Source organism: Maribellus sp. CM-23, from assembly GCF_021354595.1.
Taxonomy (GTDB): domain Bacteria; phylum Bacteroidota; class Bacteroidia; order Bacteroidales; family Prolixibacteraceae; genus Draconibacterium.
Genome location: NZ_JADWYJ010000001.1, coordinates 1,513,271 through 1,534,647, shown reverse-complemented (window position 1 = coordinate 1,534,647; position 21,377 = coordinate 1,513,271). Strand labels below are relative to the sequence as shown.

The following is a 21,377-nucleotide window of genomic DNA, read 5'->3' as shown; positions in this document are numbered from 1 at the left end:
TTTTCTTTTCAATTAAACCGGAACGATTAACGGCTTTGCGCCTCTGCATTGATGTTTACTCCCAATTGATTGTTTACAGCCTCGGTGGCAATGTTGGCTGAGTTGATGTGCGGGTAGTACGGGATGGTTTTGTAGGGAGTTGCTGTCCCGTAAACTCCGGCATTGGTGCCGTCGCTGGCTGTACCGATAATACTCACTGTTGAACCATCCAATTCGGCAGTCCCGGTGGCTGACACGTTTAGGTGATAATCGTTTTCGTATGAAAAAATATAAACATTCGCACTGTGCGATATGTCTGTGTAAATATTTTCCAGACCAACATTGTAGATGTTGTTATTGCCACCATTGCCATTTCCATCAGTAGGGGTATATGGCAGTCCACTTCGGAAGATATTATTATTAAAGGTATTACTGGCCGAGTTATATAATCCCCATTCATAACCAAAAACATTATCGTTAAAAAGGCTATTTGAACATCCGTATATTATTCTGTTCGAATTGCTTGCATTTATTGTGTTGTGCGAAAACAAGGATTGAACAAAATAATGAACAGGTCCGAAAATGAGTGATTTTTCGATTAAACAATTTGAGCCATTGTTAGCATAAAGAAAACCTGTCACACATTCGCTGATGTGAAAATTAAGATCAGGGTTTCCGACGTTACTTACTCGCATGTTAAGAGTGTTTAAAATTCTGCAACGCTTAATTTCAATGTTGGTCGCTTCATCATCAGCACTTCCAAACGTGAGAGTTGATGTAAAATAAATTCCTTCAAAAGTGCTGTTATCGCAGTTCCCCGTAAAGTTCAATGCTGTTGTAATTCGGGTTTGCATGGTAGCTCCGGTTTCAGAAGGATAATGGCCGTGCCCTACCCAGTGCAGGGTTTTGTCAATAGTGGCGTTTGTAATGGTAAAGCCACCGCCGGGTAAATACAGAGTATCACCTGCCACTGCATTGGTAATGGCGGTGTTAATATTGTTGTAAACCTCGGTTTTTGAACCGTTTTGCACTACAAACTGCGCTTGTCCCCAGCTAAGCAGGCCAAGGAATAAGAAGGGAAGTATGATTGTTTTTTTCATGATTGTTGATTTTTGATGTTCAATACGTGATACTTGATTCGCGATTTTTGATTCTCGCAGTGTTTTAACGTTCCTGTGCGGCAACACTTATCTTTACTCCCAGGTTTCCTGAAACCGCTTCGTTATCGATGGTTGCTGTGCGGATGTGCGGAGCATATGGGACTGCTCCGTCTTTGTAAGGCAGTGTGGTTCCGTAGATCCCGGCATCAAAACCGTCAGTGGCAGTGCCAATAATACTCACCCCGGTTGTCCCGTCTTCTGCGGTGCCGGTGCTGGCCGGATTCAGGTGGTAGTCGTTTTCATACGAAAATTGGTAAACGTAGCCGGTAATGGCAACATATGTATTCGGGACCCCTACACTGTACAAATTGCCCGACCCCGTATGAGAAGAAGTTGTTGGATTGTATGGCAGGGCTGCCTGAAAAATATTGTTTGTAAAGTTGCAGTTGCTGCAATTTCCATCCATGCCGTGATGGTACGAAAAAACATTGTTGGTAAACAGGCAGAAATCACAATCACGGAATATTGAACTACTGTTATTGACGTTGAATGAGTTGTTGATAAACAGGCATTGGAAGAAGTTGAATGCGATACCGAAAATCAGGTTTTGTTCCATTCTGACGTTGGTACCAAGGTAGGCATTGATGTTGGTAATTATGGACTCAGATATTTTAAAATTCAAATCGGGATTTCCTCCGCTTATGTCTGCATTGTACCGCATGTTAAGGGTACCATCCAGCCTGCAATATTTAATTCGTATGCCGGTAGCTTCGTTTCCTGCCGAACCAAAATTAGCACCGTATTGGAAGAAGATTCCTTCAAAAGTACTGTTGTCGCAGTTTCCGGTGAAGGTAACAGTATTGGTAATTTGGGTATGTCCGGTTGCGATTGTTGAGTCGGGGTAATGGCCAACGCCCCGCCAGTGCAGGATTTTATCAACTGGAGCAGAAACGGAGAATCCGCCGCCGGGGATGTAAAGGGTGTCTCCGGCAGATGCAGCAGCAATGGCTGCATTAAGGTCATTAAAAGTTTGTGCGGTGCTGTTTTGCACAACAATTTGTTTTTGGGCAAAGCCTGTGAATGCCAAAAACAAGAGCGGTAAAAAGTAAAGCTTCTTCATTTTGATTTTGTTTTTATTTTGCTGTTTGGTTTATCATATTTCTGCCGGTAAATTAGGAGTGTATGATTTTGCACTTTTGTTTTAATTGATTCCGGATAATCCTCCTTAGTTGATTGTTTGCGAGGCGCTTGTTAAGTTCATTTTACTTTTTGCGGGTTTTGCAGCAAAGTTATGCTTAGGATAAAAACATTAATACCTATATTGTAAAACCATTACTCACAACGTACAATTGAGCCGGATCAGATATTTATTTTGAATAACAATACAGGAACAAATGCTTCGAGATTTGGTAGTTTACACACCCATGTATGTTACTTTTTTCTGGTGTATTGTATTGCTTATTCCGAACAGAAAAAACAACCGGGCCAGGCATTTTCTTGGCTTCTTTATGCTGGCGGCTTTTTTGCTGTATTTATGTCATGCCGTTTTTTTTAAAGCGTCACCTGGCCGCTATTTATGGTTCGACCCTGTATACACCTTTGTTTCTTTGTCGGTCTATCCGCTTTATTATTGGTACATTAAACTCCTTTCAATAGAAACAGATTATAAATGGTATAATCTGCGCATGCTTCTTCCAGCTAGCATTTTATTTTGTTGTTCTGTTGGCACTTATCTGATTATGACACCTGCAGAACGAGATTATTACCTAACTTCTTTTCTATTAAAAAGAGAAGGCTTTCTATCGGCCTCTTCCGGGGTATTGCTTCAGGAGATTTTTTACATTACCGGACGAATCGTTTTCACTATCCAGGTTGTTTTCTTTCTTGTTCATGGAAGAAATCTTATAATGCGGTACAATTCAAAAATCGCAAACTTTTATTCCAACCTTAACAACAAAACCATTCTTTGGGTGAAAACGCTGTTGTATTCATTGGTATTAACTTCGATAATGAGTATCATTTTTATGATTATTGGAAGAACACAGTTTATGGATTCGACTGTCTTGCTGCTTATTCCTTCCAGTGTTTTCAGTATTTTATTATTTTTTATCGGCTTGCAGGGCTATATGCAAAATCATACGGTTGTTGATTTGGTTGTGGAAGAAAATATGGATGCAGAAAAAAACAACCATAAAATCTATAACCAGGATATGTTAAAGAGAAAGTTGCTGAAACTTTTTTCTGAAAAAAAGCCCTATCGGAATCCAGAACTTAAAATCACACAGATATCCGAAGAATTATTGACGAACCGTACTTATGTCTCCAATCTCATCAACAGTGAATTTTTATGCTCTTTTAGCGATTTCGTAAATAATTACCGTGTTGCGGAAGCGAAAGAACTGCTTGCTGACTCCAGCTACAATAACCATTCTCTCGAATCTATTTCCGAGGCAGTTGGTTTTGGGTCGTTAAATACTTTTATCCGGGTATTTAAGCAGGATGAAGGCGTAACTCCCGGTCGTTACCGAAGCCGAATAATGCAGGAAAAATAGCTCTGTGATTTTCTTTTATCGTTGCAATGCTGGCGAAAAACTCCGTTTGAATTTCTGAATAATTCGTATGTGGGGGAAAAGTAATGTATTATCCGAATAGGCTTGGTATGATTGAATAAAAGTTAGCGAGCGATTTATTGAATAAAAAAAACAGGAACCGTTTGGCTCCTGTTTTTATATTGCGTAGGTCTTATTTTTCCAGTTCTTTCCAAACCAGTGCGCTTGCTCCAACAATGGCCGCATCGCCAGGCTTCAGTTTAGATGGAAGAATTTTAATTTTGTTCTTGAAGATCGGGAGCAAATGTCTTTCCATGCTCTCTTTGGTTGGTTTGAAAATGTATTCGCCGGCAGCAGTAGGTCCGCCAAAAAGGAATACGGCTTCAGGACTCAGGTGGTGAACGGTATCAGCCAAGCCTTGGCCCAACCATGCACCGGTTTTTTCGAATACTTCCAGTGCAATTTTATCGCCTTTTTCTGCTGCGTCGAAGATCATTTTTGAACTCAGTTCCTTGAATGATTTGTCGGCCAGTAAACTGTCGTTGGCGTTGTAGTGTGCCATCAGTTCAAAGGCAGTACGTTTCATTCCGGGAGCTGAACAGTAAGCTTCCAGGTGTCCCAAAGCAGAACATCCGCAAAGTCTTCCGTTCGGAATCAGTGTGGTGTGTCCGCATTCTCCGGCAAAACCATCGTGTCCGTAAACCAGGTCGCCGTTCACAACAATACCGCTGCCAACGCCTGTTCCCAGGGTAAACATTACAAAGTTTTTCATGCCTTTGGCACCACCGTAAATCATCTCTCCCAAAGCGGCTGCATTGGCATCGTTGGTAAGAGCTACGGCGTTCATATCCGGAAAATGTTTTGTCAGCAATTCAACAAACGGAACCATTCCACGGAACGAAAGGTTGGGTGCATATTCAATGGTTCCACTGTAGTAGTTACCATTGGGAGCGCCGATACCAATCCCCAGGAATTCAATATCTTCGTTTAATAGTTTTACTGATTTAATCAATTCTTTAATGGCTGCTGACAGGTCGGCTATATAACGGTCGATATCCCCGTGCGAAGGGGTCGAAATATTGTCTTTAACCATTACATTTCCCTCTGCATCAACAACTCCGATAGCGGTGTTCGTCCCACCTATATCCACACCGATTGCAACTTTCTTCATTATAAATATGTTTTAAATTTTTTGGCTTTTTCTGTAGCTCAGCAAATTTAAAAATAATATGCAATTCTCCCTGTCCCAGAAGGCTTATTCGGAAAATATTCTTGAAAATCCGGAAAGAGAATGGTTTTTTTCTGTCTGTGAACGGAATTTTCGTCCGTTTCGCTGAAGTTCGGTAAATTTGCAGCAAAAGAGAAGGAGAATTTTATGCACAAACTGAAAAAAAAATTACTTCAGGCACTCGGATGGGTGTTGCTGGTGCCGGTTTATATTTATAAATACGGCATTTCTCCTTATACTCCGGCATCGTGCAGGCATGTTCCCACTTGTTCTGAATACGCTGTTCAGGCCATCAAAATCCATGGCCCTTTCCGGGGATTTGTGCTCACTGCCAAAAGAATTTCCAGGTGTCATCCGTGGGGAACGCACGGTTACGATCCTGTTCCGCCAAAAAAGGAAAAGAAGAAGGCGAGTTAGTTCGATTATCAGAATGTAATCAAAAACATAAAACTAAATTTGTAGGACGTTGTTCTATTGGGAGCATTAAAATTATTACGAAAAAATGAAGAGATTTTTATTTATACTGGCCCTTGCTTTTATAGCAGCATCTTGTGGTTCGGGAAAGCAGGAAGAAGCAAAAGTGATTACCGTGAGTATTTTGCCGCAAAAGACGTTTGTCCAGAAAATTGTGGGCGACGACTTTAGTGTAAATGTTTTGATTCCACCGGGAGGAAGCCCGGCCACTTACACGCTTTTGCCTTCGCAGTTGAAAGACATTGCTAAATCGGCGGTTTGGTTCCGGATTGGATACATTGCCTTTGAACATTCGTGGAAAGATAAAATTGGCCAGGCCAACACAAAAATGAAAGTGGTTAACATGGCGGAAGGACTGGACCTGATTGCCGACCAGATGGAACAGCACGGCGATCATGTTCATATCGACGGGGTTGATCCGCATGTGTGGTTATCGCCGGTAATGGTGAAGCAAATGGGAAAAGTGATATTGGATGAAGTTTCGAAACTTAATCCGGAGAAAGCCGACGAGTACAAGGCCAATTACGAGAAATTTGCCAACGAATGCGATGAGCTGGATGCGGAGCTTCGGAGCAAACTGGAGCCCTACAAAGGCCGGAAATTTATTGTTTTTCACCCCAGCCTTTCTTACTATTCCCGCGAGTTTGGCCTCGAGCAGTATTCGCTCGAAACCGGGGGAAAAGAGCCAACTCCGCAACACATGAAAGAGGTGGTTGATTTGGCCAACGAGGACAACATCCGGGTTATTTATATCCAAAGCGAATTTGATAAGGACCATGCGCGGGTTTTTGCCGAAGAGATCAATGGCAAAGTGTTACAGGTTTGGCCGCTGAGTCCTGACTGGGCAGAGAATTTAAGGTCGATGACTGATTTACTTATTGAGAATTTTTAATGAAACCACTGGTTAAAATAGAAAATCTTACGTGCGCTTACGACAAAATTCCGGTGCTGGAGAATGTCAACCTGGAAGTGAATGAGCGTGATTTCCTTGGGGTTATCGGACCCAATGGCGGAGGCAAAACAACTTTGCTGAAAGCCATTCTGGGACTGCTTAAGCCTGTGAAAGGGAAAATAGCTTTTGGACACGATTTGCAGGGACGTAAGAAGCCCATCGGGTACCTGCCACAGGTAAGGCACATCGATAAAAAGTTTCCGATCACGGTTTTTGACGTGGTGCTTTCCGGGTCGATAATGAACGGGATCTACCGGCCTTCGGCAGAAGAGCGGCAGAAAGCAGAGCAACTTCTCGTTGAAATGGGAATTCTGGACATTCGGCACAAAGCCATCGGTGAGCTTTCGGGTGGACAGATGCAACGTGTTTTTCTGTGCCGGGCATTGCTGAGCGATCCAAAACTTCTGATTCTGGATGAACCGGATACCTTTGTGGATAACCGTTTTGAAGGTGAGTTGTATGAGAAACTCCGGGCGCTGAACAAAGAGATTGCCATCATCCTGGTTTCGCACGACGTGGGCACCATTTCAACCTATGTAAAAACCATTGCCTGTGTGAATAAATCGCTTCATTACCATCCGAGCAATATTATTACCCAGGAACAGCTGGAAGGATACAATTGTCCGATCCAGGTTATAACACACGGAGAGGTTCCACACACTGTTTTACCGTATCATCATCATTGATTATGAACGCCATACTTGAACTTTTTAATTACGATTTTTTTCAGAAAGCTTTTCTCGCCACCGTTTTTGCCAGTATTTCCTGCGGAATTATTGGTAGTTATATCGTTGCGCGAAGAATTGTATTTATCAGCGGAGGGATCACCCATGCCTCGTTTGGAGGTATCGGACTGGCTTTCCTGTTGGGGTTTAACCCCTTACTGGGAGCCGTGTTGTTTGCTGTAATGTCGGCCATGGGAATTCAGTTTTTTACCAAAGTAGCCGAAATCCGGGAAGACTCTTCCATTGCCATTTGGTGGTCGCTTGGAATGGCGCTGGGGATCATTTTTGTATTCCTGACACCGGGTTACACACCTAACCTGATGAGCTACCTTTTTGGAAACATCCTCACGGTAACGAGCTCCGAACTTTGGTGGATGTTTATGCTCAACTTGGTGATCGTGCTCTTCTTCACGCTTTTTTTGCGTCAAATACTGTACATCGCATTCGACGAAGAATATGCCCGCACGGCGGGTTTGCCGGTCGATTTGTACAACTATCTCATCATGACACTGATTGCACTTACCGTGGTGCTGAATATTCGCGTGGTGGGGATTATCCTGATCTTATCGTTGCTGACGATCCCGCAGGCTTCGGCGAATCTTTTTACCAAAGACTTTAAGAAACTGATCGTTCTGTCTTCGATGTTTGCATTTATTGGGACGATGATCGGACTGTTCATTTCCTATTTTCTGGACATACCTTCGGGGGCTGCGATTATTTTTACCCTGGTGCTTATGTTTGGTTTGCTTCGGGTGGTTAAGATATTTGTGTAATGTTCACCCAAAAAAAGGAGAAATTCTATCGCTGTAAAACCTGTGGTTTTGAGTTTTCGAACCTCGATGTTGAACGTGTTTGCAGCAATTGTTTCGCCTGTACCGGATGCGAAGTTTACACTTGCCCGTCGTGTGCTTCGGAGGTGGTGGTTAAGCCCATGAAAAAGATGCAACCGTAGTTCACTCTGAGCTTGAAATCAACACACAAAAAACTTTCTATTTAGCGTGATTTAATAGGATAAAACGCGAAAAACGTATTGTATCAAATAAAAGAATAATGTATTTTCGGCTTGTGTTTATACACAATCAATTCGGGATTGCCTAAAACAAAAACTGCCCGTGCTGTAACAGCCGGGCAGTTTCGTTTTTTAACAGTTATAGTGCTTAATAAGCTTCTTTGAAGTATTTAACCGTACCCACTTTTAACTCCATAGTGGCTTCTTCGTCGCAAACAATAATTCCGTTCGGATGAGCCTGTAAAGCTGAAAGTGTCCACATGTGGTTAATTCCGTTTTCAACTACGTTTTGCAGGGCGCGTGCTTTCTTGTATCCGTTTACAATGATAAGTACCTCTTTGGCATCCAAAACCGTTTGTACGCCAACCGTAAGCGATTGTTTGGGAACAAGGGTAAGATCGTTGTTAAAGAAACGCGAGTTGGCAACAATGGTGTCGTAGTTCAGGTTAACCAGACGGGTGCGCGATTGCAGCGATGAACCGGGAACGTTAAAGGCCAGGTGACCGTCGGCCCCCATTCCTCCCATGAAAAGCTCGATTCCACCGTAATTCTGGATCTTCTCTTCGTATTCAGCACATTCCTTATCCAGATCGCTTGCGTTGCCATTCAAGATGTGAATGTTCTCTTTTTTAATGTCGATATGGTTAAAGAAATTGTTGAACATGAAGCTGTGGTAGCTTTCCGGATGATCTTCGGCAATGCCTACGTATTCATCCATATTAAAAGTAACCACATTCTCGAAAGACACTCTTCCTGATTTGTTTAAATCGATCAGTGCTTTGTAAGTTCCAAGTGGCGATGAACCTGTGGGCAATCCCAGTACAAAAGGCTTCTCCGGAGTTGGTTGAAATTCGTTGATCCGGGTCGCAATATGGTTGGCTGTCCACTGGCTGATCTCGTCGTAATTGTTATGAATGATAAGTTTCATCTTATATATGATTTTTGGTTATTTTGACACTCTCCCGTTTATACGGGAAAAGTGCCAAAAGTAATCAATTTAATGTTATCCAAGGTTTTCCATTGCCTTGCCCAGCTTTGCTGATTCGGCAAGGAACTGCTCTACAGTCAATTCGCGGTGGTAAATCATTCCGTGCGTTGCTCTCAGCAGTGGCGATTCATTCTGGTAGAAGAAGTTTTTGCCCAGTAACAACTCAATTTGTTTGTGTTGTTCGAACCATACCCTGCGGGTTACATCACTGAATTTTCCATCAAGTTGGTAACTTGGGAACGATGCGTTTACCTGTGTAATATAGCATTCGGTAAACGACTGGTCGAGCGTTGCCAGCGAATTAAGCGAAACCGGAACGATCACTTCCACATCCCACGGATTGTACCTGAACCACACATTCCGGTAACCTACAATGCGCAAGTTGCTAAGGTCTTCTTCTTTGTCCCATTCTTCAACGGCTTTGCTTACTGCCTGTAGTACTTTGTAGTGAGTGTCCGGTCCGCTTCCCTGCGGGTCCATTGCCAAACTGATAACTGTTGGCTTATATTTTCTGAAATCATTCAGAATAGGCAGCACGTCGTTTTCGAAATTAGATTCTCCTGAATAAAATCCAAGATGAAGGTGGTGTACATTTTTCACCATTGTTCCGTAGTGCGCCCAAACCAGTTCTTCTTCGAACTCACGGATCATTCCTTTCAGTTTCTGTATTTTTGGGGGATTTATACCACCGTCGTAGCTGTTTTTCAGAACTGTAAGAATTTCATCGATGGTTTCACGCAGCTGTTCTTCGCTGTTGAGGTCCCAGATAGAAACCAGCGCTCTTACGGTCCGGTGGCAAACACCGCGGCGTTTTTCTTCTGCATCCTGTGCTGCAATGTTATCGAGGTAATGGTAAAGATCTTTGTCCCACTTGTATTTGTATCCATCCTGGAAAAAATCGGGGAAGTTGATCATCTCAATTTTGCTGTGGTTCAGCAGATCTAATGTGTCAAGTAAAAGATCGCGCAGGAATGTATTGGTGACTGCATTATAGCCGGAAGTCATTACTGAAAAATGTAATTCATTGCTGGCTTCGCGTGACTGCCTGTTAGTTGCCGGCATAATTCCGAGCATGATGTCGTCGTGGTGAGGGCCAGTATGGTAATAAGTCTGGTTTTTCTCCCGCTCCATTCCTTTTTGAAGCTTTGCCGTAATGGAGTCAATCACCGACTGAACTGTATTCTCACTCAGATCGGGGATCATGCTGCAATATTTGTCTGCTTTCAGATCGGCCAGTTCGAGTTTTGATCCGAACTTGTTGATTTTTTTACATAAATCAATTACAGCACGTTCTGTTTTCTGGTGATTCCACGGCGAGCATTTATAGTAGCAATCAATGGCATCATCCAATTTTACGGCAGCTCCTTCAGTCAGGTAAAAACGGGCATTTTCAAGTCCCTGTAGTGAAGTAGCGGGGTAGCAAATGCTGGCTTCGCATTCAATTGAGTTTTTGATCACATCGGCAATCGCTTCGCCTGCTGCATAAATAATCGCCTTGTTTTTTGGGTTGAATTTCAGGGTTCCCAAACCAATAGTAATTACGAGGCGGTTTCTCGAAACTTCGATTCCGCCTAAGTCGGCCGCTGTTATTGCCTGTGTTTCGAAATTGGTTTCGGTAAGGCGGGTACCTGAGAAATGATCGGTGCCGCGGGTGTTAAAGGCAATGTGACCATCAGGCCCGATTCCGCTCATAAAGAATCCGATTCCGCCTTTTTCCCTTATTTTGGTTTCGTAAGCCCTGCACCAGTTGTCGATTTTGAAAATGGAACGTTGTTGCAGTTGCTCCTGGTGTGTTTTTGCTTCGCGGTAACGCAGCGAAAGGTCAATTTTGTAATCCGGGAATACTTCGCTGTAGTGTTTTCCGTCGGCCAGTTCAATTTCTTCTGAATTGATCAGCAATGCTTTTTCAGCATCAAAGCCAAAACCTTTTATGTAGTGCTCAACAGCGTAATTGTACAAGCTGTTGTGTTGTTTTGGATCGATGGGGAAGAACTCGCCCATTTGCACAAACGTCAAGCCGCTCAAATCTGGTTTGGCAACATCTGCCAGTCCGTATTTTGCACGAATGTCAATGCCTTTCTGGTTGTCCCAGTTATCCAACAGGAAATGCGTGTAATTCTGAAAATACTGAGCCGTTTTTGCACTCGGAAGACTGATGACACCTTGCGGGTTTTTACTTACCCATTCAAGGAAACTCAAAGCCGATAATAATCCGAGTTTTGGAAAACTATCAGACGCAATGTAAGGAACACGAGTTGTAATCTCTTGTAGTTGGGTTTCTTTTAGAAACGCTTCTTCAACTTTTGAAAAATTGTGATTCATCGTATGTATTTGTTTCTGCTACTATTTATTCATAGACAGTTGCCTAAATTTTTTGTTCTGTCTATTTCGAAATTTGTTCCAGGGCATAAGCCGCTGCGCCCATTGTTCCGGCTTTTGGCCCCAGTTCTGAAAACACTACCTGGGAGTCGTTACTGATGTCGCGGTTGCTGTAAGTGTTAATGGCCTGTTGAATGGGAGCCTGAATAAAACGGCTGGCTACAGCTACCTGTCCGCTTAAAATAATCAGCTCGGGGTTAAATACCTGAATAAGCAATGCAATGCCGTGTCCAAGCCATTTTCCTGCTTCCGAGAAGAGCGAAATGGCAAACTGGTCGCCGGAATCGGCAGCTTGTATAACCGTTGAAATATCTATTTTTTCTAAATCGTTGTCAACCAATTTGTTTATAAGAGACGACTTGCCGTTTTTAATGGCTTCCCGTGCCTGCCGGGCAATGGCTTTTGCCGAAACCACTGTTTCAAGACATCCCTGTTTCCCGCAAACGCAAAGCGGTCCGTCGGTAACAATCGGAACATGCCCGAATTCGCCGGAAAAACCTGATTTCCCGGTGTATAATTTTCCGTTTACAATTATGCCCAGTCCCATTCCCCAATCAACTTGAAGCATCAGTACGTTTTTCTTGTTACGTGCCAGACCAAAATGTTGTTCCGCAAAAGTGCGCAGTTTGGTATCGTGGTTGAAAAATACGGGTACTCCAAATATCTTTTTTAACTCGGCAAACAAGTTTTTCACTTCGGGGAAGTAGGTAAGGTTGGTTCCTTCGTGAAGATTAATCAGCCCCGGAAGCTCAATTCCTGCCACCAGGATCTTGTCGCGCGAGATATTGTTTTCGTTGAAAACTTCCTCCAGTTTTTCATTTACCTGATGGAATATTTCAATGTCCGACTGCATGCTAATGGGAAAAAAGTGCGGTCCGCTAATTTCCTCGTTGTTGCTGTTGAAAATTGAAATAATGGTGCGGGTAACATTAATGGTAATACCAACTACATAAAATCCGTCTTTCACCAGGCCGTAAATATTCGGCCGGCGGCCACCGCTGGAATCACCGCGGCCAAGTTCTTCCACCAAACCTTCATCAATCAGCTCCAGGAGCAAACTGTTAATTTTGGGGGTACTTAACTTAATTTGTTTTGCTAACTCTGAATTCGACAAGGGGCCGTTAAAATAAATAGCACGAAGGATGTGCTTTTTATGTCCACTTTTTTTGACTTCAACGGCCTGGCTATGGTTTACAGGATGTTTAAATAGTCTTTCCATGATAGTTCTACAAAAATCTAAATTAAATAAGTTCCAAACAAGCGCCTTTTTAATAATTTTAAAAAGGAAGTGGTATTTTCGCTAAATTTAACCATTGCTTTACAATTCATAAAAAAATAATGCCAAAATATTTTGATCTTGTTTATTTTAGAAGAACTTTAGGCTGGCAAGTCTTAAACCGATTAAACAGAAAGTACAATGTGTAGTAAGAAATTTTGGATACTGCTTTTGCTTGTAATTGGTATTGGCCTGGCTCACGGTCAATCGCGCAGAATTATCAACATTCCTGATATCAGTGGGTACAAAACGCTCAAATGTGATTTTCATATTCATACCGTATTTTCGGATGGTACCGTTTGGCCAACCGTGCGGATAAATGAGGCCTGGGAAGAGGGGTTGGATGCGATTTCCATCACGGATCACATTGAGTACAGGCCGCATTCAACCGATGTTGTGGCAGATCATAACCGTTCGTATGAAATTGCGGTACCACTGGCCAAACAAAAGAATATTTTGCTGATCAAAGGGGCCGAGATTACCCGAAGTATGCCTCCCGGACATTTAAATGCCTTGTTTATTAAGAATGCCAACCTGCTGGATCGCGATGATGTGCTGGATGCCATAAAGGAAGCACGCGATCAGGGGGCTTTTCTGATCTGGAACCACCCGGGCTGGAAAGCGCAGCAACCCGATTCAACCTTGTGGTGGCCCGAACATTCCAACCTTTTGGCAAATGGCTTGCTTCACGGAATTGAGGTGTACAACAGCGACGAATATTACCCGGAAGCGCTGGAATGGGCCAGCGAGAAAAAGCTGGCTATGTTTGCCAATACCGATGTACACGGCCCCATGAATGTAGGAGAAGGGCAGCACCGCCCCATGACATTGGTTTTTGCCAAAAGCCGCACCGAAGGCGGAATCAAGGAAGCGCTTTTTAACAGGCGCACATTGGCTTATTTCGACAATACCCTGGTAGGGCAATCGGCTTTGCTGGAACCTGTGTTTTTTGGTTCGCTCGAATACGACAAGGCACCTTTACGAATCGCCAACGGAATCAATAAAGTAGTGTACCTGCGAAATAATTCGGATCTTGATTACGAACTGGAACTGGTACAACCGGGTGTCGGATTCGATGCACCGGAGCGTTTAACACTGAAAGCGCATCATGTTACGCCTTTGAGTTTAAGCGGTAACTCCAACGAAATCGGAGGTACCCACGAAATCAACCTTTACTACACGGTAAAGAACATGTTTACGGGCCCTGTAGATAACCTGATCGTTACATTTACCTTTAAAAATCTTCCCTAAAAAATACCGCCTGCTGAACAATTTGGCCGCGGGGAAGTTTTTGCGATTACATATTCAGTAAAAAATGGCTGTTAGCAAGAAAAAAGAACCGCAACTTTTCCCGCAAATCATTACCGACAACCAGGAGATTTCTCCCGGCGTTCACCTGATTGCCTTTAAACGGAGCACAGCATTTAGTCCCGGGCAGGTCGTGAAGATCGGAATCGACTCTGAGCATCCGCCCCGCATATACAGTATTTGCAGTGGCAACCAGGAAGAGGAGGTCTGCATTCTTTTCAATATAAAAGAAGATGGATTTCTAACCCCGAAACTTTCGGCCGTTATTCCGGGCGATACGATTTGGGTTTCGGAGCCCTACGGAAGTTTTTTGGGGAATAAAGAACCGGCCTGGTGGATCGCCACTGGTACGGGTATTGCTCCATTTTACAGCATGTTTCGTTCGGGCATTGATGCCAATAAAAAATTGATACATGGAGTGGCGCACCTGAACCAGTTTTATTTCGAAGATGAACTGGAATGGGCCATGGGTGAAAACTATGTGCGATGTTGTTCGCGCGAGTCGTCGTGTAATGTTTTCCCCGGACGCGTGACTGATTACCTGGCAAATTTGGAAAGCTTCCCCGATGTGAAATTTTATCTCTGCGGAAAAGCGCTGATGGTGGTGGAAGTACGTGATCTGCTGATTGAAAAGGGAGTCCCGTACGAAAACATCCTGGCCGAGATATATTTTTAAGCAAAGGGTTGGCCGAAAAACCAATATTTGTAAATTAGTCGATTAATATCCATTCAATTTAAACTAAAAAAAATGAAACGGACCTTTATTTTAACCGCCCTGATGCTGTTTGCATTCATTGGCTCCCACGCACAATCGCTCGACGATGTATTGAAAAAACACTATGCTGCCACCGGGCAGGAGAAACTTGCTGCTGTAAAAACATTTTATGTAAAAGCAAAAATAAGCGTGATGGGGATGGACATGCCCATGACGATTCAAATGAAAAAGCCCGACAAATTCCGGATTGAAATGGAAGCCATGGGACAGAAAATCATTCAGGCATATGACGGTGAAAGCGGCTGGATGCAGAACCCAATGGCCGGAGCCGGAACTACGGACCTGAAAGGACCTGAGCTGAAACAAGCCATGAGCCAGGCCGACCTGGAAGGTGAACTTTACAACTACGAGAAAAAAGGCCACTCGGCCGAATTGCTTGGTAAAGTGAATGCCGACGGTAAAGAAGCTTACAAAATTAAACTGACCAACGCCGATGGAACCGTAAAAGATTATTTTATTGATGCCGACACGTACCTGATCAATAAAATAAAGGTAACGATCGAATCGATGGGGCAAACCGTAGATGTGGAAACCAAAGTAAGCGAATACAAAGACGTTAATGGTATTAAAATGGGGAGCAAGATGGAAATCAGCACCCCAATGGGCAACCAGTCGATGGTTATGGAAGAAATCAAACTCGACGAGAGTATGGATGATTCTATTTTTGCCCGTCCAGGCGAATAACGGAAGATTTACCAGATAGAAAAGGGGCGGAATTTCTGCCCCTTTTTTTTTGTGTACTTGCAAAAGCAGTAGTAAATACCAAAGGAAGGGAAAAATTACTGGGGGAATCAGGACTCTTACCCTTGGGATTTTAAAGATTTCCTTTGGTAGCTAAACGATTACCTGGGTAAAATAGATGATTACCCCGGTAAACAAAATAATTACCTTGAGGATGATAGAGATTCTCTTTGGTAGAAGAATAATCCTTTCGGTAAAATCTATATTACCAAAGGGAAAGAACAAAATTACCTTGGGGAAATGCTCAATTACCGCAGTAAGTAAAACCTGCTGATTTGGTTTTTCACAATTACAATGCTGTGTAATCCCTTATTTTCGGATTATTAACTTCTTTACGGCCTATTTTTAACGTCTTTTAAAAAGGAGCCTGACATATTTATCGGAAATTCGGGGAAAACATAAATCAAACAATATGAAGATCCGATTTTTACTTGTATTTCCCATTATTTTATTGACAGTCAGTATGCTTCAGGCGCAGACTACTTTGAAGGTTGCTCATGTAAACGTACAGGAATTGGTACAAACGCACCCGCTGTTAGACAGCATTCAGGGAGTGCTTGACCAGGAGGCCAAAGACATGGAGCAGATTTACGCCGATATGCTGGAAGAGCAGCAAACCAAAATGGACGTTTTTGAAAAGGAAAGCGCCGGCTATTCCGAGTTGATGAAAAAGACCAAACAGGAAGAACTGCTGGCCCTGGCACAGAAAATTCAGAATTACAACCAAACTGCCCAGCAAACACTCCGACAGCGAAACATGGAACTGATACAGCCGGTTTATCAGAATGTAAGCGCGGCGATTAACGAAGTTGGCAAAGCAAACAAAATTACCTATGTGCTGGATGTGAGTACCGGTGCTGTTGCCTACATGGCACCCGACGCCCAGGATATTACCGAACTGGTGAGGCAGAAATTTCAGAAATAGCCTGCCACTTTCCGAACCCGTAACTCAAATTTTGCCGGAAAATAAGTAAACCCTGCCGTTGAATAAACCGGGCTTTTAATTATCAATAATTCCTGCAAAATTTGGGTAAATCCAAATACAACGGTTATGAAAGCAACTTTTCTGTTTCTGTTAGCGTTACTCCCTTTTTTCGGCTTCGCCCAAAACGACACCCTTTTACTTTTGCCCCAATTAGGAAAGGAATATATTTACGAATACACCGAGTCGGAATATACGTTAAACGAAGATAATACGAAGTTTGATCCGCGTGAGTTGAGGGAAACGCTGAGATTACAATATGATGAATTTGAGCCGGGAAAAGAACCTTATTTGGCGGTAACAGTTGATAAAAGTATTTCTGTAAAACCCGGTGCAGTACCGCTACAGATAACCGATTATAAGTTTCCTGCCTTTGTTGATGGAATACCCGTGAGTCCTTCGGTAGCTGTTCGTGATCTTTTGTTTGCCATGGAACTCCAATTCAGTATTGATCCTGTTTCAAACCAACTCAGCTTATTAAACCGAACGGATTTATTGTTAAAGGCTCGGGAAGTACTAAGGAGTAAGGGCATTGATGAAGACGATATTAGAAGGAATACTGAATTTTTCAACGAGAACTTGATTCCTTCTTTTACCAATAAAATACAGTCGTTTTTTAAGGTTCCTGTTCTTTCGTTAGAAGGAAAGGATGTGGTGGAAGATTATAAAACCAATGAGAGGGTTGTCCAAAACGTAAAAACAATTGAACAGAAAAAATCTTCATTATCGCCGGGCTTGCTTTCACAACGAATTGTTGTTGACGAACAATCGGAGCAGTTATTGAACTTTGACAGAATTGTATTAGATACGGTCAATCGTAAAAACAGACTGTATTATCGTTTATACGATTTGGGGAATCACAAACTATATCAAGAAACGAATATTCAATTGATGCGTGTGACCGATCTCAATAACAGGAAAGTCAGGATTTCGGGCAAGCTTGAGAAACTATTGTCGAAAAAAGTGACTCTATCGAAGTTGCAAAAGTCGTTTGGAACGGAATTGCAACAGCAGGTTTTTTATTGCGATGCCGATAATTCTTTTGAAATAGAAATCGAGTTGGAACATCCCCAACTGATTTTCCTGCAATTTGGGTTCAATTCCAACCAAGGTTTACCAACTCTTCTCCTATACGTTGAACCCGGTTCTGAAATTCATTTTGAAGCTACCGGGAATACATTTCCATGGAATATTACTTTTTCGGGAGAGCTGAGTAAGGTGGAAGAAATGATTTATGAATACCGAACAAGCTATCCAGTATTCAATGAGCGGGTATTTATTAATTTTACTTTGTGGTTAAACCTTACAACGAATAATTCCATGTTCGAAGAGGCTGTTAAAGGCGTAGATGATTTTTGTGAAAAATATAAAAATAAGATTCCTGGCAGCGCATTCCAATTTGTAAAAACAGAGCTAAAAAATCAGCTTAGTATTGGTGCTTATGATTTTCTGATCCGGACAAGATTATCAGAACAGAGTTGGGGGTTTATATCGGAATCGGAAATAAATCCTGATTTTCTGAAAGCATATGTCGATTCGTATAATATTAACCTGAACTATAATTCTTACGGTATTTTCTCGCGGCAGGCAGCGATCAGTTATTGTAATTATAGTTTTGAAACGGATCGAAATGTTATGGGCGTAAGTTATTACTCACTCCCATTTTCAGCGGCCAGTGCCCCTGTTTATATTTACGATTTGCCCATAGAGATCGAATCTGCAAAAATGATTTTGGCGGGCGCTTCGTTGTACAATGTGTTGGCAGATAAACTTGTTAATAAGTCAAGAAGGTTGGTTTCGGTTGAGTCAAAAAGAGATGAGCACGAGCAACGAAAAGTCAATGAGTACTTTGATTTAATGTTACGGCTTTGTAACGATAAAACGTTCGGCGATGAAATCTCGGCTTTTGTTTCCGCCCAATCGAAATGGAGCCGTGACGATTATGTTCCGGATACAAAGTTTTTAAATCCGGACGGAAAAAAAGCTTTGATGAAAGACTTCCTTGGTAAAAAGCCAACCATATTTTATGTTAGCCTGGATTGGGCGGTAAGTCGTTACAGCCTGGATAAAGCTTCCGTCAAAAATCCGGATATTAACTATGTAATGGTGGTGGAAGGCAGCAATTTCAAAGAGTGGACCGATTATCTGAAAGCAGCCGAACCAAAGGCAAATCAGTTGTTACTGATGAATGCTGACGCCAACCTTACTGATATTTTTAAAATGCAGGGGAGGACATTTCTTTTGTACAATAAGGATGGCAAGAGGCTTGGAGATGCAAATAACCCGTCGGAAGCCACCAACTTGATCCGGAAAGATATGGAGCAACCCAAAGAAAAAACAATCAATAAGTCGGCACTGATAACCGTGATCATTGTTTTGGTTGCATTGCTGGTGTTGGTCGTTTCGGTTTTGTTGGTTTGGAAATGGCGCGTTCAGCAGCAGTTTCGAAAGGAGCAACGCGAACGGCGCTTGCGCGAGCTGGAGCTAACGGCCATCCGGTCGCAAATGAACCCGCACTTTTTGTTTAACAGTTTAAATTCGGTACAAAACCTCGTTCAGAAAAATATGGGCCGCGAGGCCCATTTGTATTTATCCGATTTTGCCGGGTTGATCCGAAAGGTGCTGAATAACTCTGAAAAGGAAGAAGTGTCGCTGGGCGAAGAGTTGGAAATGACCGAGCAATACCTGAGGCTTGAACAACTGCGCTTCGACTTTGACTATGCGATGGAAATAGCTTCGGAAATAGATGTGCACAACACGCTGGTGCCCTCCATGTTGTTACAGCCTTTTGTGGAAAATGCTATTGTTCATGGCTTGCAAAACAAAACGTCGGGCCGTAAACTGAAAATAACAATGAAACGCCGGGATTCAGAAATCAAAATTGAAATAGAGGACAACGGTGTTGGCCGGGAAGCTGCCAAAGAATTGTCGAAAACCAAAAACGGGAAAGGATCGAAACTGATTAGCGAGCGTTTGCAGCTTCTGAAAGAAAAACAAGGTGAAAAATATTCGCTCGAAACCATCGATTTGCAGGAAGGAACGCGTGTTGAGATTATCATCCCGGAAGAAAATTAGATCTTCCATGCAAAGAAAAGAAGAAGCGCAAAGTCCGCAAAAATCTTTTGCGCGCTTTGCGTGAACTAAAAGAGAATAAAATGAAAATCAAATCCATCATAGTTGACGACGAGAAACACGGGCGGGAAAACCTCGCCGGATTGCTGCGGGAATATTGTCCCGAAGTACGGGTGCTCGGAGAAGCAAATTCGGTGGCCGCTGCTGTTTTGTTGATTGAAAAGTACGATCCTGATTTGGTTTTTCTGGATATTGAAATGCCCAAGGAAAATGGCTTCCGGCTTTTGGAAACGCTGGGCCATGCCCGCTTCGAAGTGATTTTTGTAACCGCTTTTGATAATTATGCCATCAAAGCAATTCGTTTTTCGGCTGCCGATTATATTCTTAAACCCATTAATTACAACGATCTGAAGGAAGCTGTTAACAGGGTTTCTCAACGGGTTCTGCAGAAACAGGAAAATCAACGCGTCAACGAATTGGCGCGCAACATTCAGCAGCCCGAGAATCCGCGGATAGGTTTACCTACAGGCGACCGGATTGAGTTTATCGAAGTGCGGAAGATCATTCATTGCAAAGGCGAAGGAAATTACACGCACATTTACCTTCAGGACAAGAGACGTTTGCTGGTGGCAAAAACGCTGGTGGATTTTGAGGAGCTTTTAAACGATTATGCGTTTATCAGAACACACAAATCGCATTTGGTGAACCTGCATCATGTTGCGGCCTATTTAAAAACAGATGGTGGAACACTGGAACTTTCCAATGGCGACCGGGTAAATATTTCAAGGCGCCGAAAAGACGCGGTTCAGGAAGTGTTAAAAACGTGGATTCATTAGTTCGTTTGTATCTCATTCTTTATTTTTAACTGGAAACAATCTGAAAATCATGAAAGTATTAACCCTTCTTATTCTCCTAGGTCTGTCGTTGGCGGGAGTTGGTCAAAATGCAAACACATTAAAACCACTTCCAAAACTGGGATGGAATGGATTGGGGCTAAGCTCCGAGTCAGGTTCGTTAGTGCCGGCGCAAAGCCTGAAGTTGGACTCTTTGACACTTGATGAGTGGAAAGATCCTTACATGTTGAGGTACGGAAAAAAGAAAGATCAGCAGGAACAAGCGATGATTCAGCCCAATTCATCGCCGGCACAGGAAAATATTAATGACCCATGGAACATGCCGGTTGCCAAACCCGGTGCAGGCAACTGGAATATGCCCGTTGCGGTTCCTGATTCCACGGTGGATTACTTTCTGAAAATGAAAAAAATAGGGCAGGGTAATGATTTGCGGAAATAACTTTCTCCCATAAAAAAAGGCGTACCAACCATGATACGCCTCTGAAAATGTGTAGTAAGTTATTACTTGTTGAAGGGTACAATCAAATAGGTGTAGATAATGCAACCTACGCAAATGGTGAGCGCAAACTCAAGCGCGGCAAAGAATACATAAATTCCTGCGACCAATAGGGCAGCAGAATGCAATCCGCAGACAGAAAGAACTGTAATGGATAGCATCAGCAAAAAAGCCAGGCGCGCGGCAAATATTTTAGGAGCTTTGTCGATGGCTTTTTCTCCTAAGTTAAGAGTATTGGTCAGCCAGTGGCTGAGGTAGCTGATGGGGCTGAATTTCGCTTTGGTAAACGCACGTACAAAATAGTCGGCCACCAAAAAAAAGAGAATAACCGGTAGTTGAAATGCGAAGGCTGCTACAATCAGCAGAATTCCAATAATTGCATTCAGGCGGGTTATCTGTTCATTGATCTTTTCATTGGAGATGGGGCAAATAATCTGTTTCATAGTACTTTAGTTAACGCGCTTCAATATAAGGACTAAAAAGTGTTTTA

The 21,377-nt window shown here is 42.8% G+C and carries 20 protein-coding genes; 13 read left to right on the top strand and 7 right to left on the bottom strand.

What is annotated here, in order from left to right:
• Positions 1–26 precede the first annotated feature (26 nt).
• Positions 27–1,079 (bottom strand): hypothetical protein, encoded by a 1,053-nt coding sequence (locus INQ51_RS06095; RefSeq protein WP_233376991.1) that lies wholly within the window; start codon positions 1,077–1,079, stop codon positions 27–29.
• A gap of 64 nt (positions 1,080–1,143) precedes the next feature.
• Positions 1,144–2,199 carry a hypothetical protein gene (locus INQ51_RS06090; RefSeq protein WP_233376990.1) on the bottom strand — a complete coding sequence of 352 codons (1,056 nt, stop codon included), beginning with the start codon at positions 2,197–2,199 and terminating at the stop codon, positions 1,144–1,146.
• 274 nt (positions 2,200–2,473) lie between these two features.
• Here INQ51_RS06090 and INQ51_RS06085 point away from each other — a divergent pair, with 274 nt between their 5' ends.
• Positions 2,474–3,631 (top strand): helix-turn-helix transcriptional regulator, encoded by a 1,158-nt coding sequence (locus INQ51_RS06085; protein WP_233376989.1) that lies wholly within the window; start codon positions 2,474–2,476, stop codon positions 3,629–3,631.
• 190 nt (positions 3,632–3,821) lie between these two features.
• On the opposite strand, the gene INQ51_RS06080 is transcribed toward INQ51_RS06085, so the two are convergent.
• Positions 3,822–4,799 carry an ROK family protein gene (locus tag INQ51_RS06080; RefSeq protein ID WP_119437859.1) on the bottom strand — a complete coding sequence of 326 codons (978 nt, stop codon included), beginning with the start codon at positions 4,797–4,799 and terminating at the stop codon, positions 3,822–3,824.
• 204 nt (positions 4,800–5,003) lie between these two features.
• On the opposite strand from INQ51_RS06080, the gene yidD reads away from it, so the two are divergent.
• The 5 genes from yidD (at position 5,004) to INQ51_RS06055 (ending at position 7,959) form a co-directional block, all read left to right on the top strand.
• Positions 5,004–5,273, top strand: coding sequence for a membrane protein insertion efficiency factor YidD (gene yidD / locus INQ51_RS06075; RefSeq protein WP_119437777.1), 270 nt, complete (start codon positions 5,004–5,006; stop codon positions 5,271–5,273).
• Between the two features lie 85 nt (positions 5,274–5,358).
• Entirely contained in the window at positions 5,359–6,222 is an 864-nt protein-coding gene (locus INQ51_RS06070) for a metal ABC transporter solute-binding protein, Zn/Mn family (RefSeq protein ID WP_233376988.1), read from the top strand.
• Positions 6,222–6,968, top strand: coding sequence for a metal ABC transporter ATP-binding protein (locus INQ51_RS06065; protein WP_233376987.1), 747 nt, complete (start codon positions 6,222–6,224; stop codon positions 6,966–6,968). Before INQ51_RS06070 ends, INQ51_RS06065 begins: the two co-directional genes overlap by 1 nt.
• A gap of 2 nt (positions 6,969–6,970) precedes the next feature.
• A complete protein-coding gene (locus tag INQ51_RS06060) occupies positions 6,971–7,780 on the top strand; it encodes a metal ABC transporter permease (protein ID WP_233376986.1) in 810 nt (269 codons plus the stop codon).
• Entirely contained in the window at positions 7,780–7,959 is a 180-nt protein-coding gene (locus INQ51_RS06055) for a hypothetical protein (protein WP_233376985.1), read from the top strand. The genes INQ51_RS06060 and INQ51_RS06055 overlap by 1 nt, the downstream gene beginning before the upstream one ends.
• A 205-nt stretch (positions 7,960–8,164) precedes the next feature.
• Here INQ51_RS06055 and nagB read toward each other — a convergent pair whose 3' ends face one another.
• The 3 genes from nagB to INQ51_RS06040 all read right to left on the bottom strand — a co-directional run bounded on the left by nagB (position 8,165) and on the right by INQ51_RS06040 (position 12,602).
• Entirely contained in the window at positions 8,165–8,944 is a 780-nt protein-coding gene (gene nagB / locus INQ51_RS06050; RefSeq protein ID WP_233376984.1) for a glucosamine-6-phosphate deaminase, read from the bottom strand.
• Positions 8,945–9,019: 75 nt separating this feature from the next.
• Positions 9,020–11,326 carry a glucosamine-6-phosphate isomerase gene (locus tag INQ51_RS06045; protein ID WP_233376983.1) on the bottom strand — a complete coding sequence of 769 codons (2,307 nt, stop codon included), beginning with the start codon at positions 11,324–11,326 and terminating at the stop codon, positions 9,020–9,022.
• 61 nt (positions 11,327–11,387) lie between these two features.
• On the bottom strand, positions 11,388–12,602 hold the full coding sequence (locus tag INQ51_RS06040) for an ROK family transcriptional regulator (protein WP_233376982.1): 1,215 nt from the start codon (positions 12,600–12,602) through the stop codon (positions 11,388–11,390).
• A gap of 198 nt (positions 12,603–12,800) precedes the next feature.
• Between INQ51_RS06040 and INQ51_RS06035 the strand changes: the two genes are divergently transcribed.
• The 7 genes from INQ51_RS06035 (at position 12,801) to INQ51_RS06005 (ending at position 20,830) form a co-directional block, all read left to right on the top strand.
• Positions 12,801–13,910, top strand: coding sequence for an Sb-PDE family phosphodiesterase (locus INQ51_RS06035; RefSeq protein WP_233376981.1), 1,110 nt, complete (start codon positions 12,801–12,803; stop codon positions 13,908–13,910).
• Between the two features lie 64 nt (positions 13,911–13,974).
• Positions 13,975–14,643 carry a ferredoxin--NADP reductase gene (locus INQ51_RS06030; RefSeq protein ID WP_233376980.1) on the top strand — a complete coding sequence of 223 codons (669 nt, stop codon included), beginning with the start codon at positions 13,975–13,977 and terminating at the stop codon, positions 14,641–14,643.
• Between the two features lie 72 nt (positions 14,644–14,715).
• Positions 14,716–15,426, top strand: coding sequence for a LolA family protein (locus INQ51_RS06025; protein WP_233376979.1), 711 nt, complete (start codon positions 14,716–14,718; stop codon positions 15,424–15,426).
• A 469-nt stretch (positions 15,427–15,895) separates the two neighbouring features.
• Positions 15,896–16,408 (top strand): OmpH family outer membrane protein, encoded by a 513-nt coding sequence (locus INQ51_RS06020; RefSeq protein WP_233376978.1) that lies wholly within the window; start codon positions 15,896–15,898, stop codon positions 16,406–16,408.
• A gap of 126 nt (positions 16,409–16,534) precedes the next feature.
• Positions 16,535–19,540 carry a histidine kinase gene (locus INQ51_RS06015; protein ID WP_233376977.1) on the top strand — a complete coding sequence of 1,002 codons (3,006 nt, stop codon included), beginning with the start codon at positions 16,535–16,537 and terminating at the stop codon, positions 19,538–19,540.
• Between the two features lie 80 nt (positions 19,541–19,620).
• Positions 19,621–20,373 (top strand): LytR/AlgR family response regulator transcription factor, encoded by a 753-nt coding sequence (locus INQ51_RS06010; protein ID WP_233376976.1) that lies wholly within the window; start codon positions 19,621–19,623, stop codon positions 20,371–20,373.
• A gap of 49 nt (positions 20,374–20,422) precedes the next feature.
• Entirely contained in the window at positions 20,423–20,830 is a 408-nt protein-coding gene (locus INQ51_RS06005; protein WP_233376975.1) for a hypothetical protein, read from the top strand.
• 62 nt (positions 20,831–20,892) lie between these two features.
• Here the strand turns inward: INQ51_RS06005 and INQ51_RS06000 are convergent, their stop codons facing one another.
• The gene (locus tag INQ51_RS06000) at positions 20,893–21,330 is read right to left on the bottom strand and encodes a DUF4395 domain-containing protein (RefSeq protein WP_233376974.1); all 438 of its coding nucleotides are present in this window, start codon (positions 21,328–21,330) and stop codon (positions 20,893–20,895) included.
• Positions 21,331–21,377 lie beyond the last annotated feature (47 nt).